General features: G+C 40.4%; 12 protein-coding genes. 10 read left to right on the forward strand and 2 right to left on the reverse strand.

Features of this window, described 5'->3' with window-relative positions:
- The first annotated feature begins 97 nt into the window (after positions 1-97).
- Genes R2S08_RS08120 through R2S08_RS08140 form a run of 5 tightly spaced genes read left to right on the forward strand, consistent with a single transcriptional unit; the run spans position 98 to position 6,068 of the window.
- Positions 98-1,261 carry a porin gene (locus R2S08_RS08120; protein WP_316834690.1) on the forward strand — a complete coding sequence of 388 codons (1,164 nt, stop codon included), beginning with the start codon at positions 98-100 and terminating at the stop codon, positions 1,259-1,261.
- A 22-nt stretch (positions 1,262-1,283) separates the two neighbouring features.
- On the forward strand, positions 1,284-2,714 hold the full coding sequence (locus R2S08_RS08125; RefSeq protein WP_316834691.1) for an anion permease: 1,431 nt from the start codon (positions 1,284-1,286) through the stop codon (positions 2,712-2,714).
- 10 nt (positions 2,715-2,724) lie between these two features.
- Positions 2,725-3,393 (forward strand): succinate dehydrogenase cytochrome b subunit, encoded by a 669-nt coding sequence (locus tag R2S08_RS08130; protein WP_316834692.1) that lies wholly within the window; start codon positions 2,725-2,727, stop codon positions 3,391-3,393.
- 2 nt (positions 3,394-3,395) lie between these two features.
- Positions 3,396-5,312: a fumarate reductase/succinate dehydrogenase flavoprotein subunit gene (locus tag R2S08_RS08135; protein WP_316834693.1), complete on the forward strand. Its 1,917-nt coding sequence runs from the start codon at positions 3,396-3,398 to the stop codon at positions 5,310-5,312.
- A 12-nt stretch (positions 5,313-5,324) separates the two neighbouring features.
- Positions 5,325-6,068, forward strand: coding sequence for a succinate dehydrogenase/fumarate reductase iron-sulfur subunit (locus R2S08_RS08140; RefSeq protein ID WP_133783995.1), 744 nt, complete (start codon positions 5,325-5,327; stop codon positions 6,066-6,068).
- Here the strand turns inward: R2S08_RS08140 and R2S08_RS08145 are convergent.
- Positions 6,061-6,615, reverse strand: a complete 555-nt coding sequence (locus tag R2S08_RS08145; protein ID WP_316834694.1) for a 5' nucleotidase, NT5C type — start codon at positions 6,613-6,615, stop codon at positions 6,061-6,063. The genes R2S08_RS08140 and R2S08_RS08145 overlap by 8 nt on opposite strands.
- A 72-nt stretch (positions 6,616-6,687) precedes the next feature.
- On the opposite strand from R2S08_RS08145, the gene R2S08_RS08150 reads away from it, so the two are divergent.
- From R2S08_RS08150 to R2S08_RS08160, 3 genes are all read left to right on the forward strand, one after another.
- A complete protein-coding gene (locus R2S08_RS08150; protein ID WP_316834695.1) occupies positions 6,688-7,437 on the forward strand; it encodes a DeoR/GlpR family DNA-binding transcription regulator in 750 nt (249 codons plus the stop codon).
- Between the two features lie 99 nt (positions 7,438-7,536).
- The gene (locus R2S08_RS08155; protein ID WP_316834696.1) at positions 7,537-7,908 is read left to right on the forward strand and encodes a two-component system response regulator; all 372 of its coding nucleotides are present in this window, start codon (positions 7,537-7,539) and stop codon (positions 7,906-7,908) included.
- Positions 7,892-10,129, forward strand: coding sequence for a PAS domain S-box protein (locus R2S08_RS08160; protein ID WP_316834697.1), 2,238 nt, complete (start codon positions 7,892-7,894; stop codon positions 10,127-10,129). Before R2S08_RS08155 ends, R2S08_RS08160 begins: the two co-directional genes overlap by 17 nt.
- A gap of 259 nt (positions 10,130-10,388) precedes the next feature.
- Here the strand turns inward: R2S08_RS08160 and R2S08_RS08165 are convergent, their stop codons facing one another.
- Positions 10,389-12,968: a TonB-dependent receptor gene (locus R2S08_RS08165; RefSeq protein WP_316834698.1), complete on the reverse strand. Its 2,580-nt coding sequence runs from the start codon at positions 12,966-12,968 to the stop codon at positions 10,389-10,391.
- A 675-nt stretch (positions 12,969-13,643) separates the two neighbouring features.
- Between R2S08_RS08165 and R2S08_RS08170 the strand changes: the two genes are divergently transcribed.
- Positions 13,644-14,264: an RNA polymerase sigma factor gene (locus tag R2S08_RS08170; protein WP_316834699.1), complete on the forward strand. Its 621-nt coding sequence runs from the start codon at positions 13,644-13,646 to the stop codon at positions 14,262-14,264.
- Positions 14,265-14,410: 146 nt separating this feature from the next.
- Entirely contained in the window at positions 14,411-15,589 is a 1,179-nt protein-coding gene (locus tag R2S08_RS08175) for a FecR family protein (RefSeq protein WP_316834700.1), read from the forward strand.
- Positions 15,590-15,644 lie beyond the last annotated feature (55 nt).

The following is a 15,644-nucleotide window of genomic DNA, read 5'->3' on the forward strand; positions in this document are numbered from 1 at the left end:
CCTGTAGTGATATTAATCACTTTTTTTATGATATAAAATTGGTTATTTTGTGACAAAGTGCTTAACGATTACCTGGTGTAACCTAACTCTCAGCTGCATGAAGAACATCTATCCCTTTAACAAAAAATCCAAAAAAACCTTTTTTGCTTTACTTTTCTGTCTGGCTTTCCCAACGCTGCTTTGGGGCCAGAATGACCCGGCAGATAGTACAAAAAAGACCATTAGTATTAACCTTCCAGTTACAAAAATTACCTTTTCAGGTATGCTGCAAACGCAGTACATTTATTCTTTTACAAAGGACAATGATATTAACGGCGTAAACCATGCACCAGGGGAGCAATTTTCTGGAAATTCCTTTTTGGTAAAACGTGCCAGGATGCAGTTGAATGCAGCAGTGAATGACAGAATCAATGCTGTCATTCTGGTTAATTTTGGAGATTTCAGCGGAAACCCCCAAAACAAAGTCCTGGAAAATGCATTTATCAAATACAGTGTAAATGATTACGTTAATTTTCAGGTTGGTCAATTTCGCCCTCAGTTTGGACAGGAAGACAACTATCCAGTAGATTTTGTAAGGTCTATTGACTACTCCAACCAGTACTATCTTTTTGGAGCCAACAGCTGGCAGAGTTTCCAGCTAGGAGGGTCTTTTTCAGGAGCAGTTAAAAATGGTCCTGTGCCTTTCACTTATTCTATAGGTGTTTTTAATGGCAATAACAGGAACCAGGTTGATAATGATAACGGTAAGATTGTTCCTGCCAGAGTGGTGATGGAATTTGATAAGAACTTGCTGCTTGGTTTGAACGGTGGTTATGGGAGCAATACCCGTAAAGAAATCTGGGCGTATGGATTTGATGTAGACTATAAAAAGCCCTTGAATGAAGATTGGAGTTTTGAATTGGTTTCAGAATATAAACAAGGAATTAACAGCCAGATGTTCTTTGCAGCAGCCAATCCAACTTCTATTGGCAATTATCAGATGAGGGGTGTTTATGTATTGCCCAATTTGGTGCGTAAGATTCGGAATACGCGTTTAAAGTCTATTGAATTTGCTTTTAGATATGAGTATCTGGACTCAGATTTTAAACGAGAAGGGAACGCCAGGAACAGTTATGTCCCTATGGTAAGTGCATCTTTTGCGCAATCCTATGCCATTAGGGTGCAGGCAGGTTATCTTATAGATCGTTACCAGAATAATATACCAGGAACTGCTCAATATAATGGAAACAGATTGATTTGCCAGGTTCAGGCTCGTTTTTAATCGCTTATTTAAACTACCTTTTATGAAAGAAATTAATTACAAAATGATGTTGGTGACCCTGGCTTTTGGGGTAATTATTTGGTTTATTCCAGTTCCGGAAGGTGTTAAACCCGAGGCCTGGCACTTACTGGCCATTTTCCTTGCTACCATCCTGGGAATTATCCTAAAAGCAGCTTCAATGGGAACAATGTCCATGATTGCGATCGCTTTAGTTGCAGTTACTGGTGTGTTAGCACCAGGCAATCCGGGAAAGTCCATTTCTATGGCGCTGAGTAGTTTTGGTGATAAAGTGATCTGGCTGATTGGGATTTCTTTCTTTATTGCAAGAGGTTTTATTAAAACCGGCCTGGGCAGTCGCATCGCTTATCTTTTTATACGGGTTTTTGGGCGGAGTTCTTTAGGTCTGGGCTATGGTTTAGGTCTGGCAGATTTGGTACTTGCTCCGGCCATTCCTAGTAACACAGCGAGGGGGGGAGGGATTATTTACCCAATTATGAAGTCTATGGCCATTAACTTCGGTTCTATGCCAGATAAACCCGAAACTCACCGGAAACTAGGCTCTTATCTAACGCTGAACTGTTACAATATCAATCTGATCACCTCATCTATGTTCCTTACAGGAACAGCAAGTAACCCGATGTGTCAGAAGTTTGCAAAAGATCTTGGAATTGACATCACCTGGATGTCCTGGATGTGGGCAGCAATCATTCCAGGAATTATATCTTTAATTGCCATACCTTATATCTTGTACAAGATCTATCCACCGGAATTAAAAAAAACCAGTGGTGCAACCCAGATGGCTTCTGAAAAACTAAAAGAAATGGGACCTGTAAGCCGCAATGAATGGTTAATGCTAACGGCTTTTATCCTGTTGCTGATCTTATGGATTACCGGTGATATTTTTAAAATTGACGCCACAACAACCGCTTTTCTTGGTCTGGTATTCTTGCTCCTGTCACAAGTGTTGACCTGGGATGATGTAAAAAGTGAAAAAGGTGCCTGGGACACCATTGTTTGGTTTTCAGCTTTGGTGATGATGGGAAGTGCACTGAACACTTTGGGTTTAATTCCTTGGTTTAGCGGTTTGGTTAAAGCACAGATTGGCGGGATGAGCTGGACAATGGCCTTTCCAATTATCATTCTGGTCTATTTCTATAGCCATTATATGTTTGCCAGTGCCACTGCGCATGTGGCGTCTATGTATGCAGCATTGCTGGGTGTGGGGATTTCTGTGGGGATTCCGCCTATGCTTTTAGCACTTTCCCTTGGCTTTTGTGGTGGTATTTATGGTACACTAACCCATTATGGACATGGCCCTGCACCAGTTTATTTTGGTAGTGGTTTTGTTGATGTAAAGAGCTGGTGGTCAAAAGGATTTGTTTTAAGTATTGTATTCCTGGTGATCTGGATGGGGATAGGTGGTTTATGGTGGAAAGCAATTGGTATTTATTAAACAGAAACGTATGAAAAAAGAAACGCTATCTACGCTGTCCAGGAAATACCTGATGGCACTAACCGGATTGTTTTTATGCTTTTTCCTGGTCATTCATTTAGCCGGTAATTTCCAGCTTTTCTTGCCCGAAGCTCAAGCAAGGGAAAGTTTTAATGGGTATTCAGAGCTGCTATCGGGAAATATTTTTATTAAAGCAATATCTTATATTTTATATGCTTCAATTATTATTCACTCTATTGATGCCTTGGTAATTACCTTGTTTAACCGTAAAAAGGCGGGGAAATATGAGTATGATAAGAGAGGGGTGGTGAGTAAATGGTATTCGAGGAATATGGGGATATTGGGTACTGTGATCCTGATTTTCCTGGTCTTCCATTTCAAAGATTTTTGGTACCAGTATAAGTTTGGCACTTTACCGGTTGACTCCGCGGGAAATAAAGATCTTTACGAGATTGTGATCCGGGCATATGGCGACCTTTGGTATGTTCTTTTTTATGTCTTGGCCATGTTTGCCCTGGGTTATCATTTGTTGCATGGGTTTTACAGCGCAGCGCGCACTTTAGGTGTTTATCATCCCCGTTACGTTGCCTTTATCAGAGTTTTTGGTACTTGGTATAGCTATATCATAACGTTCGGTTTTGCAGCTATACCTCTATACATTTATTTTACTCATTACTAGCTATGGAATTAAATGCGAAAATCCCGCCAGGTCCTTTAAAGGATAAATGGAATTATTATAAAGACCATGCAAAGCTGGTTAATCCAGCTAACCGTAAAAAACTGGATATCATAGTGGTAGGAACCGGTCTTGCCGGTAGTTCTGCAGCAGCTTCATTGGCAGAAATGGGCTATAAAGTGAAATCATTTTGCTTCCAGGATTCCGCCCGCCGTGCGCATTCAGTTGCTGCACAAGGGGGTGTAAATGCGGCGAAAAATTATAAGAACGATGGAGATAGCGTTTACCGGATGTTTTATGATACCATCAAGGGTGGAGATTTCCGTTCAAGAGAAGCAAATGTGTATCGTCTTGCGGAATGTTCTCTTCATTTAATTGATCAGGCTGTTGCTCAAGGCGTACCATTTGGACGGGAATATGGGGGATATCTGAACAATCGTTCTTTTGGTGGAGTACAGGTGAGCAGAACATTTTACTCCCGCGGGCAAACCGGACAACAATTGTTATTGGGCGCCTACCAGGCACTCATCAGACAGGTAAGTGCAAAAGCAATTACTTTGTATACCCGACATGAGATGCTGGACCTGGTGGTGGTTGATGGAAAAGCCAGGGGTATCATTGTCCGTAACCTGGATACAGGGGAGATTGAAAGACATAGTGCTCATGCAGTTATTCTGGCTACGGGTGGTTTTGGTAAGATCTATTACCTGTCTACCTTAGCTATGGGTTGTAACGCATCCGCCATTTGGAGGGCACACAAAAAAGGGGCCTTAATGGCAAGCCCAAGCTGGACACAGATTCATCCAACCTCCCTTCCGCAATCTGGAGCGTATCAAAGTAAACTGACCTTAATGTCTGAGTCTTTGAGGAACGACGGCCGGATTTGGGTGCCGTTAAAAAAGGATGATGCGCGCAAACCAAATGATATTCCAGAAACAGAAAGAGACTATTATCTGGAACGCAGGTATCCTGCCTTTGGTAATCTGGCACCACGTGATATTTCATCAAGGGCTGCAAAGGAAAGGATTGATGCAGGATATGGAATTGGCGCACAGAAGAATGCCGTTTACCTGGATTTTTCCAAGGCACTCAAAGAACAGGGAGAGGCCAAGATCAAAGAGAAGTATGGCAACCTGTTTAGTATGTACCGGAAAATTACAGATATTGATGCCTATAAAGAACCTATGATGATTTCTCCGGCAGCGCATTTTTCTATGGGCGGGCTTTGGGTAGATTACGAGTTGATGACAACCATTCCGGGCTTGTTTGCCTTGGGGGAAGCCAATTTCGCAGATCACGGAGCGAACAGGCTTGGAGCCAATTCCTTGCTCCAGGCTTGTGTAGATGGATATTTTGTAGCACCATATACGGTTTCGAATTACCTGGCAGATGAAATTAAAACCGGACCAGTGCCTGCAGACAGTATGGAATTTATAGAAGCAGAGCAGAAAGCGAAAGAATTACTGGCCAGGCTTGTCGCCATCAAGGGAGATAAAACAGCAGATTATTATCATAAGAAATTAGGTAAACTTCTCTATGATTATTGTGGATTGTCCCGGAACCAGGAAGGGCTAAGTTTTGCCATAACAGAAATCAAAAAACTTAGAGCAGATTTTTATTTACATCTGGCCGTACCAGGTACACCTCAAGAAATGAATGGTGAACTGGAGAAAGCTGGCCGGGTGGCTGACTATCTGGAAGTTGCTGAACTGATGTGTTACGATGCTCTAACCCGGGAAGAGTCTTGTGGGGCGCATTTCAGGGAAGAATACCAGACACCAGAAGGGGAGGCGCTTCGTAATGATGAGAAGTTCTGCTTTGTATCTGCCTGGGATTGGAGAGGGTTTGATCAGGAGCCAGCGCTCGTGCCAGAGCCCTTGACCTTTGAAAATGTAGCCTTAACGGTTCGGAGTTATAAATAAAACCATAGCCTAATGAAGATTTTTTTAAAAATATGGCGTCAAAAGGATGCTAAAAGTAACGGTAAGCTGGTGGATTACGAGATGGATAACGTGATCCCGCATATGTCCTTTCTGGAAATGATGGATACGCTGAACGAGAAACTGGTTCTCAGCGGCGAGCACCCGGTTGAATTTGATCACGATTGCAGGGAAGGCATTTGCGGACAATGTGGAGTAATGATTAATGGCAGAGCACACGGACCGTTAAAAAACACCACGACTTGTCAGCTTCATATGAGATCGTTTAAAGATGGAGATACCATTTATATAGAGCCTTTCCGGGCCGAAGGATTTCCTATAAAAAGAGATCTTAAGGTAGACCGCTCTGCCTTTGACCGGATTATCGGGGCTGGAGGTTTTGTTTCCGTCAATACAGGGCAGGCACCTGAAGCCAACAGCATCCCGATCACCCATGAAATTGCCGAATCTGCATTTGATTCTGCAGCTTGTATCGGCTGTGGTGCATGCGTGGCTACCTGTAAGAACTCGAGTGCGGCTTTATTTACCTCTGCTAAGATTTCGCATTTAGCAAAACTGCCTCAGGGGCAACAAGAAGCGCGTAAGCGGGCATTGACAATGGTGGCGCAGATGGATGCTGAAGATTTTGGGCATTGTTCCAATACAGAAGCTTGCGAAGTAGAATGCCCTCAAGGAATTTCTGTCCTGAATATAGCCCGTATGAATTGGGAGTTTTTAAAAGGAAATGTGCTTAAGTAACATTTAATTCCAATTCCTTTTTTAATAAGGTCTTCACTTCTTCCCAACTGTGTACCCTTTGATGACGGTCTGTTGTTGCATTATGTGCAGCGTGGAATAAGATGGCTTTTCCTTTACAGAAATCCAGGTTTTTGAAATGGTCATCAATCATATAATCCGTATCGATGATGCTCTTGTCTCCGCAAAGCACGATGTTTTTCCATGAAATAAATGGAAAATGTTCTTGTAGCCACTGGTGTTTTTCAAAAAGAGATTGCGGAAATTCCATTGCTGCAGATACAATATAGACCTCAAAGTCATTCATTAATTCTTTTACAGTTTCTATTGCGCCTGGCATGACCGGTAGCGTGCGGAAAAAACCTGGAGAATTTACAAATTTCCATACGGCTTGTTTGTCTGGAAAAGCTTCTGATTCCGGTTTTCCAATCAGATCTTCCCGGTTGATCTGTACCCCATAATCTTTACGATACCAGGTAATGAAATGAGATTCTGTGTCGGCTATTACGCCATCCATATCGATAGCTATGCTTGGTTTTTTTGTTTTCATATTGCAAATATATGCAATATATTTATTTAATATTGCAACATATTGCAAATAATAAATCTTTATATTTGCAGAATGATTAAGGCAGAAAGACAAAATTTAATCCTTGAATATGTAGCGAAGGATAAAAAAGTATTGTTAGATCAGCTCAGTGAAATTCTGAATGTATCTGAGGATACCGTAAGGCGGGATATTAAAGAATTGTCAGATCAGGGGCTTTTACGGGCGGTCAGAGGGGGTGCGATACATCACTCTCCCATTCCTATGCATTACCGAGACAGACAAAATGTTGATGTCGAACATAAAAAAATCATCGCTGCCAAGGCCTTGGAATTTATTAAGCCTAACATGGTTTTGCTTGTCGATTCTGGCACATCTACACTTGCAGCTGTTGCAAATTTGCCAAAAGACATGCAACTCACTGTAGTCACCAACAGTTTCCCTGTAGCCTCAGTTCTGGAGGATCATCCAAAAATTGAAGTATTGTTTATCGGAGGAAGGTTAAATAAGACCAGTTTTTCTACTACCGGATATGAAACCATCCAGACTTTGAGAAGTATCAGAGCTGATATTTGTTTTTTGGGCGTATGCAGTATCGATTTGAATTATGGAGTTACAGGAGTAGACTATGAAGACAGCCAAATTAAGAAAGCAATGGTAGAAACTTCGAAATATATTGTCGCGTTGTCTACTTCCGATAAGCTCAATACTTCAGAATCCTTTTACATCTGCGCTGCCAATCTGCTTAACGTCATTGTTACGGAAGTTGATCCTAAACTGGTGAATTTAAGCGATTATTCCAATGCAGGCATAGAAATAAGATAGTCTGCCCGAAAACTTTTTTGCAGTTTCTTTGTTCTTCTTTTAGCTGAACCTGAAGGCTCTTTGGTTTGCAGGCGGTTAATCATCTATATCTGAAAAAAAATGGAGAAGCGGATATTAATTGTAGAGAACGATCTGGAAATGGAGGACATCTTTAAAGAGATTTTCTCAGATAATGGTGAAGAGGTGTTCTTCTATGAGGAAACTGATGACATTTTGGAATTGGTAGAGAAGCATCGCCCAACCATTGTTATCCTAGATTACAATTTGAATGGAGTTAATGGTGGAGAGCTTTGTAAACTCATTAAAAGTAGTGAAAAACATAAACAGATTCCAGTGTTATTACTGTCGGCATTTCCTAAGTTTATTTACAGCAACGAAAATGTAGGCAATAATGCTTTTTTAGAAAAACCATTCGATGTTGATGAATTGAAAACCGTTGTAGAACATATAATTAATGGATCACCAAAATGATGATTTATTTAAAGCTTTTCTTCAGAAAACGCATGTTGGTTTAGTCCTTAAAAAGGAAAAATTGTCATTTAGCATCTATGTAGCTGGTGATAATTACCTCAAAATAACTGGATTAAATAGAGAAGCTCTTATTGGAAAGGATATATTTGATGTCGAAAAAGACCTGTTTCCTTCCAATATACTGGAGGTACTGGAAAGGGTACTGATGTATAAATCTGAAGCAGAGATCAGTCCTTTTCTCCTTACGCCCTCCAATCATTCCAAAAGTATATATATATCCATTCACATTTCTCCCGTAGTTGATCATCAAGGGGGCGTAGAATACCTGTTGTATACTGTTAAGGATATTGATCAGGAAATCAGGTATGCAAATGAACGGGCTAACCGAAATTATTTTATGGAGCTGATTGAACAGGCGCCTGTGGGCATGGGGATTCTCAAGGGAAAGGAACTGATTATTGAGTCTGCAAATACCCGAATGCTCGAACTGTGGGGAAAGAACAAATCCGTATTAAATATGCCTATGGCTGTTGCCTTGCCAGAATTAGAAGGACAGCCCTTTTTAAGACTGCTGGAGGATGTCTATACCTGGGGAGAAGCTATGGTAGGGAATGAAGCCAAAGCTTTTATTTTACGCAAGGGGAAGCTGGAAACAGCTTATTTTAATTATGCCTACCAGCCCATTAAAGATAAAAAAGGACAGACTACAGGCATTATGATGATTGCTACCGAGGTTACCCCTTTGGTATTGGTAAAACAGAAACTCGAAGAGAGCGTATCGAGCTTCAGAAGTGTTGTGATGAATGCACATTATTCATTACTGGTATTAAAGGGGAAAGACTGGATTGCCGAAATAGCCAATCAGCGGTTATTGGATTTATGGAACAAAAAGAAGGAGGAGGTCATTGGCTTACCGCTGTTGCAGATCCTCCCGGAATTGGTCGGGCAGCCTTTCCTTGAATATCTGAAAACTGTTTATGAAACAGGAGAGCCCTATGGGCAGGAAGAAGAGGTATTCTATTTTAATACCGCCAACGGAATTGGAAAGAAATATGTGAGTTTCTTTTATGATCCGATGATTGATGCTGAAGGGCGTGTGTATGGTGTTATTGTTGGTGCTGAAGATATTACAGCAAGAGTAGAAAGCAGGCACAAAGTTGAACGTGCAGAGGAGATGCTTAGAATTGCAATTGAGTCTGCTAACCTGGGAACATGGCATTACGACCCGCTCAGTAAACGCTTAACGGTTTCTCCAAGATTAAAGGAACTCTTTGGCTATAAGTCTAATGAAGAAATGACCTATGATACGGTTATTGCACAGGTGACTGAGGAGTACAGGGAAGTGGTGCAGAAAGCCATCCAATCTTCCGTCATTAAAGGCGAGCATTTCGATCTGGAGTTTTCGATTAAGGGCCACTATGATCAGCAATTGCGCTGGATGAGGGCAACAGGAAGAATTTACAGAGATAAAGAAGGAGTTCCCGTTCGGTTTTCAGGAATTCTGCTGGACATCACAGAACACAAACAGGATGAAATCAGAAAGAATGATTTTATTGCCATGGTGAGCCATGAATTGAAAACTCCGCTTACTTCATTAAAAGCCTATGTTCAGTTATTGAGTTCCAAGGCAAAGGCAAGTGGAGATATTCAGGCTACGAATTCGCTAAGCAAAGCTGACGGGCAGGTCAATAAGATGAACAACATGATCAAGAGCTTTTTAGACTTGTCACGTCTGGAGGCTGGTAAAATCAACCTGGAAAAGCAGCAATTTTCCTTGAATGAACTGATTGCCGAAGTCATAGAAGAAATTACACTTACAGACCGGACGCATAACATTTCGACTGGAGACAGCCAGGAAGTTATGGTTTTTGCAGACCGGGAAAAGATTGGGCAGGTCATTAATAATCTAATAGGTAACGCCATCAAATATTCTCCTCAGGGCAAAATTGTAGAAGTGCTCTGCAAGGAAGTGAATGGAGAAACTTTAGTGAGCGTTAGGGATGAGGGGATCGGTATCCCAAAGGATGATATCGGTTTGTTGTTTGATCGCTTTTACCGGGTAGAAAGCAGAAAATTTAAAACCATCTCCGGATTTGGTATCGGGTTATACCTGAGTGCGGAAATTATTAAGCGCCATGATGGCCAGATATGGGTAGAAAGTGAAGAGGGAAAGGGCTCTACGTTTTATTTTACCCTGCCACATAAAGATCTAATTCTATAAGTTCTGCTATTAACATAAAAGAGGGTACCCAAGGGCACCCTCTTTTATGTTAATAAAGATAATTGGTTTAATAACCATAATAATGTCTGTGATGGTGAGGTCTGCCTCCACGTTCGGCAACGATACATGAACTAAAGCTAACAGCTACTGCCAGCAAAAGAAATAGATACTTAATTGTTTTCATATTATAGGTTTTTATGTGTTAATGATAAGACCCTATTGAAATGAAAAGGTTTAGTCTCCCCCCCACAGAATAATGTTAGAATGAATAACGCAGGGTAGCTCCGTAAGTCCTTGGATCACCAAGTACACCAGCATATAGGCCAGAATTACCCGCGGCAGCCTGCAATTGTTCATAATAATTTTTATTTGTAACATTTCTGCTCCAAATAAATGCAGAGAATTTATCTGATTTAAAACCTAGCCTGGCATTAAATAATGAATAGCCATCAACATTTAATACGCTCGAAGGTGTCGGGTTTGAAGAATATTCTGAGCGGTAACTTGCATCGCCGGCAATAAAATATCTACCCGCTTTAGTTGCCAAATTACCCGGAACACTAAATTCTGCACCACCAGAAATATTCCATTTAGATATACCAGGTAAACGGCCTCCTGAAGCATCTTTAAATGCTACCTGCGTAGCCACGCCATTAACCTGTTCTGTATGGCCAGTTTCTTCAAGTGGCAACGGAGCATTTGTGAACTTTACATATTTACCATCCAGATAGGCCAGGGCAGCATTTAGCGTGAAGAACCTTTCCAATTGATAAGTTCCATCAACCTCTAAACCTTTTACATTTACCTTTTCTGCATTGGCAAGATAACCTCTGTTTACACCCAATTGCGGCGATTGAACATTGGTCTGATAATCTTTAATATCCGTATTAAAAGCACTAACATTAACCAATGCACCTTTAAAAGGTCTGGTTTTAACGCCCAATTCATAATGTTGAACATATTCTGGTTTTACTACAGCCAAAGACAAATCTGCTGCTCCGGTAGAAGTAGTTGGAAGGCCCCCTACATTAACACCAACTGGTTTATAAGCTGTAGAGAAAGTTCCATAAGCATTTAAGCTGGGGTTAGGGCGATAAGATAAGGTGATGTTTCCAGACAAATTATTGTTGTCTACATTGGTTGAGAATTGCTGGTTGTTATAAACAGCGGCTTTCAGTGCAAGCAATGCCGCATCTGTAGTTTGCAGACCTCCATAGGTTACCCTGTTATAATCTACATCCTTCTTATCATAAGTATATCGCAAACCAGGTAAAATATGCAGATGGTTCAGAAACTCCCAGTCTACCTGAGCAAACACAGCAGCACTTAAAGATTTAATGGTTGAATTGGTCTTGATGCCGTAGCCATCTAGTAAACCAGGCGTTGAGTACAAGGCTTGAGAACCCGTATTGCTGGTTTGTACAAATCTCCACTGATCTTTGCCAACCTCTTCCGTTTGGTCTAATCCTTTTAAATTCTGTCCAAGAAAAAACACACCAATTACACCGCTTACTTTTTCGGTCAGATTACCGGCGTAGCGAACCTCCTGAGAATATTGATCATGACGTGAGTTTCCCTGAGATTTGGTCAATGCAGATAATTCAGAGAAATCCCTGTCGTTTGTAGGATCCCAGTTCCAGAATCTCCAGGCCGTAGTAGAGGTTAACGTTCCGTTGCCGATTTTATAATCCACATTTACGGATACACCCCCAATGGACTGATTGTGTCTCCATGGTGTATTGGTATTGATCTCTCTGGAAAAAGGATCTATTTTAGGCTGCTGATAACCTAAATCAGAAACGATTTTGGCATACTGGCGATAGGCACTCCTTTCAGTTGTAGCCACACCTGCAATCACCAGCGGATAACCGGCAGGATGCTGAATACTGACATCACCACTTAACAATACCTGCAGCTTATCTGAAGGCGTGTAATACAACTGACCTTTAAAACCCAGGTTGTTTTGACCGCTATATTTGCGTTCTTCTTTGGTGTTCCAGATGGTACCGTCGCGCTGAGTACCGGAGATGGATAACCTGGCTGCAAGATTTTTTGCGACGCTTCCGGAAACCGAGGTTTTAGCCTGAATAAAATTATAATTTCCAAAACTCAATTCTACTTTTCCGGTTGGAATTTGAGTAGGTTTAGCTGTAGTGATGTTAAATGCACCTGCAGTAGTATTCTTACCAAATAAAGTTCCCTGAGGTCCTCTAAGGATTTCAATTTGCTCAATATCAAGAAAATCTGTAGAAGTAGCTGCCGGACGCGCCTGGTAAACCCCATCTACATAAAAGCCAACACCCGGATCAATACCATCATTGGTTAACCCGAACGTAGAGCCTAAACCCCGGATGTTAAGTGTGGTATTTCTGGCGTTTGAAGCATACAACTGTACCGAAGGGACCAGTTCTTTTAAGCGGTTAACATTAAAAGCTCCTGCATTTTCTGCAGCCTGCCCACCGATAACGGTAATGGCGATAGGCACATCTTGCAGTACCTCTGAACGTCTCCTTGAAGTGACCACAATCTCATCTAGTTGTGAACTTTCAATCAAAACCAATTCAAAAGGGGTATCCTGGAGTTTTAAAATCTGGAAATCCTGAGGCTTGTAACCAATTGAACTGACCTGAAGGTAAAATGGAAGGTCTTGCTTGGAGTGGATAATGAACTTTCCGTCGTTATCTGCAATTGCAGAAATCTTGGTGCCTCTGATCACTACTGTAGCGTGTGGTATTGGCGCGCCGTTGCTACCCTTTATGACACCTGTTATCGCATCCTGGGCAAAAACATAGTTTGCCGTAAGTATAAGTGAAAGGATAAGAAGTAATTTTTTTTTCATTTGGAATATAATTATTAATGTTTGGTTTATTGTTCTGATTTGTATTAATGAGCTCGTAAAAAAATTGCAAAGCAAAGCCACATGGATGTTTTAACGTCCAGTTCTATCTCAAACTATTGGATTTGCAGGTGCCTTAATTTTGCAAGGCGATTTTCGAACTAAATCAACAACAACAGCAACAGTCTAAAAGGAAGAGCATTCCTTTTTCAGATGTTTTTCTTTTCATTTTCATAAAATGTAAGTCTGTTTTCATTTGTATCTAAGTTGTAGATTGTTATTTAGTTATGCGAAGATAGCACTCTTTTTCATTAAAAAAATAAAATCTATGGATTTTGTAGTTTTTATTTTAATAATAAAAAAGAAAAGACTGAAATTAGGATGACTTTATCAGTTCTATTGCGAAGAATCGGGAGGTTATATACCGGCTTAAAATCCTGCTTTGATAGTGTATTTTGATCATTTTCGTTACAGACGTCCTATCTGACTCAATAGAATAGTCTTCCTTAAAGACGCTTTATCAGATTTATACCGACAGCAAAAAAAGCATCGATATTGAGCAATATAGCATAACTTTTCCGAGTCTAAAATATCTAAGTTTATGCTTGTATTTATCTAAGCTAATTGACCAGGTTATCTTAAAGCCATCCATTTTTCATGAAATGATCAACAAAAACCATGAGTAAAAAGAAACGGCTGGATGAGCATAATGCTGATGAAGACAGCCTATTATTAGAGCGGATTTTTGCCGGAGATGAACGGGCATTCAACCAAATGTATTATCAGACCAATAGAAACATTTTTAATGCAGTGATGTCCTATGTGAAAAATGAGCATATTGCTATTGAGCTTGTGCAACAAGTGTATGTCAAGTTTTGGAACAATCGCCACAAATTAAAAGATGTAAGGAGTTTGAAAGACTATCTTTTTATTATTGCCAGAAATTTAACCCTTGATCATTTTAAAAAGGTAACCCTGGAGACTAATTTTTTTGCAGAATTTATATTGAGGGAAAATAATCCCGTAAATACCACCGACGAAAAAATTGAACAAATAGAATATGACAGACTATTGAAAGATGCAATTGCACAGTTACCTCCACAACAAAAGGAAGCCTGGCTTTTGATCAATGAAGAAGAGCTCAGTTATGCAGAAACCGCTGTAAAAATGAACATTTCCAGATTAACAGTAAAACGTCATTTGGAACTGAGCCGCAAAAGTGTACGAGAGTACCTCAAGTCTCAAATTTATATCGTGTTAACGCTTCCTCTTTTCATTATTATATATCTTGCTTTTTAACTGTTATGAAGTCATCATACCGTCTGATTCTATTTAGTCGGTTTTGTATGCTGTTGCAGATGGTAGTTTGATTATTTAAATTATTTTCTGATGAGTTGGGCCATTTGTTTTTGTCAATCGTCTTTAGTTAAAATACGATTACAATAATGAACAATAGCCGTTTTTATACACTCTTACAATATTTTAAAGAAGATGTTATTTCTGAGAAAGAATGGCGTGAATTGCAGAAAATGGCAAAAACGGGATGTTTTGATGATCTGCTGGAAGATGACATTTTAATTTCTTTAGAAAGGAAAGGAAAAAAAGAGAAGTGGACTACAGATATCGAACAGGAAATACTAGTTGGTATTCATACTCAAATAGGTAAACATCAAAAAAGTTCCGGGTACAAATTATGGATCGCTGCGGCTGCAGTATTTTTACTGATGCTAACCGCAGGAATAATTTTCATTAAGCCAAAAGGCTTGCCGGCCGTTACAAATATAGCTTACCATAAACATGATATTCCGCCTGGTGGAAATAAAGCAGTTCTTACATTAGCGGGTGCTGAACCTATAGTCTTAAACGATTCGACCCTTGATCAACTAGCCCACCAAAAGGGCGGCCCGATCATTAAAGGTGCTAGTGGTATCCTTATTTATAAAGCGAATTCTTTAGCTGAAAATTCCGGAACACAAACAGGAAAAGACATCTCCAACACCATTAGCACACCACGTGGAGGGCAGTACCAGGTCATATTACCTGATGGAACTCATGTATGGCTCAACGCAGCCTCTTCGCTTAAGTTTCCTTCTGCTTTTAAAGGGGAAAAGCGTCTGGTAGAACTTCATGGCGAGGCTTATTTTCAGGTTACTAAGAATAAACGGATGCCATTTGTAGTGCATACTGAAAATCAGGAAGTAGAAGTATTGGGAACTCACTTTAACATTTGCAGTTATGCCGATGAAACAACAACAAAGACCACCTTGCTGGAAGGTTCGGTTAAGCTAATTGCTCAAGCTCATGAGAAAATCCTGGTTCCTGGCGAACAGGGTCAAACCAATAGAAGGACAAAGGAGATTAAAGTTATGCCAGTTAACATAGAAGATGCCGTTGCATGGAAAAACGGCTATTTCGTATTTAACGACGAAAAACTGGAAAGCATCATGCTAAGAGTATCCAGGTGGTATGACGTTGATTATGAATTTGAAGGTAAACAGCGTGATGTATCTTTCTTAGGTGTAGTAGAACGATCGAAGAATATATCATCTCTATTGAAAGTATTGGAATCAACCGGAAATGTTCATTTTAAAATAGAAGGGAGGAAGATTATCGTTATGCCATAATATTTACAAACCTAACGGTAGTTTAAACAAGTCAGGGATGCGGGAACACCCCTGA

The sequence above is a fragment of the Pedobacter nutrimenti genome (assembly GCF_032678445.1).
Taxonomy (GTDB): domain Bacteria; phylum Bacteroidota; class Bacteroidia; order Sphingobacteriales; family Sphingobacteriaceae; genus Pedobacter; species Pedobacter nutrimenti_A.

Excerpts from the sequence above, each read along its gene's own strand:
- R2S08_RS08120 (WP_316834690.1), top strand. The coding sequence starts at position 98 with ATGAAGAACATCTATCCCTTTAACAAAAAATCCAAAAAAACCTTTTTT.
- R2S08_RS08125 (WP_316834691.1), top strand. The coding sequence starts at position 1,284 with ATGAAAGAAATTAATTACAAAATGATGTTGGTGACCCTGGCTTTTGGG.
- R2S08_RS08130 (WP_316834692.1), top strand. The coding sequence starts at position 2,725 with ATGAAAAAAGAAACGCTATCTACGCTGTCCAGGAAATACCTGATGGCA.
- R2S08_RS08135 (WP_316834693.1), top strand. The coding sequence starts at position 3,396 with ATGGAATTAAATGCGAAAATCCCGCCAGGTCCTTTAAAGGATAAATGG.
- R2S08_RS08140 (WP_133783995.1), top strand. The coding sequence starts at position 5,325 with ATGAAGATTTTTTTAAAAATATGGCGTCAAAAGGATGCTAAAAGTAAC.
- R2S08_RS08145 (WP_316834694.1), bottom strand. The coding sequence starts at position 6,615 with ATGAAAACAAAAAAACCAAGCATAGCTATCGATATGGATGGCGTAATA.
- R2S08_RS08150 (WP_316834695.1), top strand. The coding sequence starts at position 6,688 with ATGATTAAGGCAGAAAGACAAAATTTAATCCTTGAATATGTAGCGAAG.
- R2S08_RS08155 (WP_316834696.1), top strand. The coding sequence starts at position 7,537 with ATGGAGAAGCGGATATTAATTGTAGAGAACGATCTGGAAATGGAGGAC.
- R2S08_RS08160 (WP_316834697.1), top strand. The coding sequence starts at position 7,892 with ATGGATCACCAAAATGATGATTTATTTAAAGCTTTTCTTCAGAAAACG.
- R2S08_RS08165 (WP_316834698.1), bottom strand. The coding sequence starts at position 12,968 with ATGAAAAAAAAATTACTTCTTATCCTTTCACTTATACTTACGGCAAAC.
- R2S08_RS08170 (WP_316834699.1), top strand. The coding sequence starts at position 13,644 with ATGAGTAAAAAGAAACGGCTGGATGAGCATAATGCTGATGAAGACAGC.
- R2S08_RS08175 (WP_316834700.1), top strand. The coding sequence starts at position 14,411 with ATGAACAATAGCCGTTTTTATACACTCTTACAATATTTTAAAGAAGAT.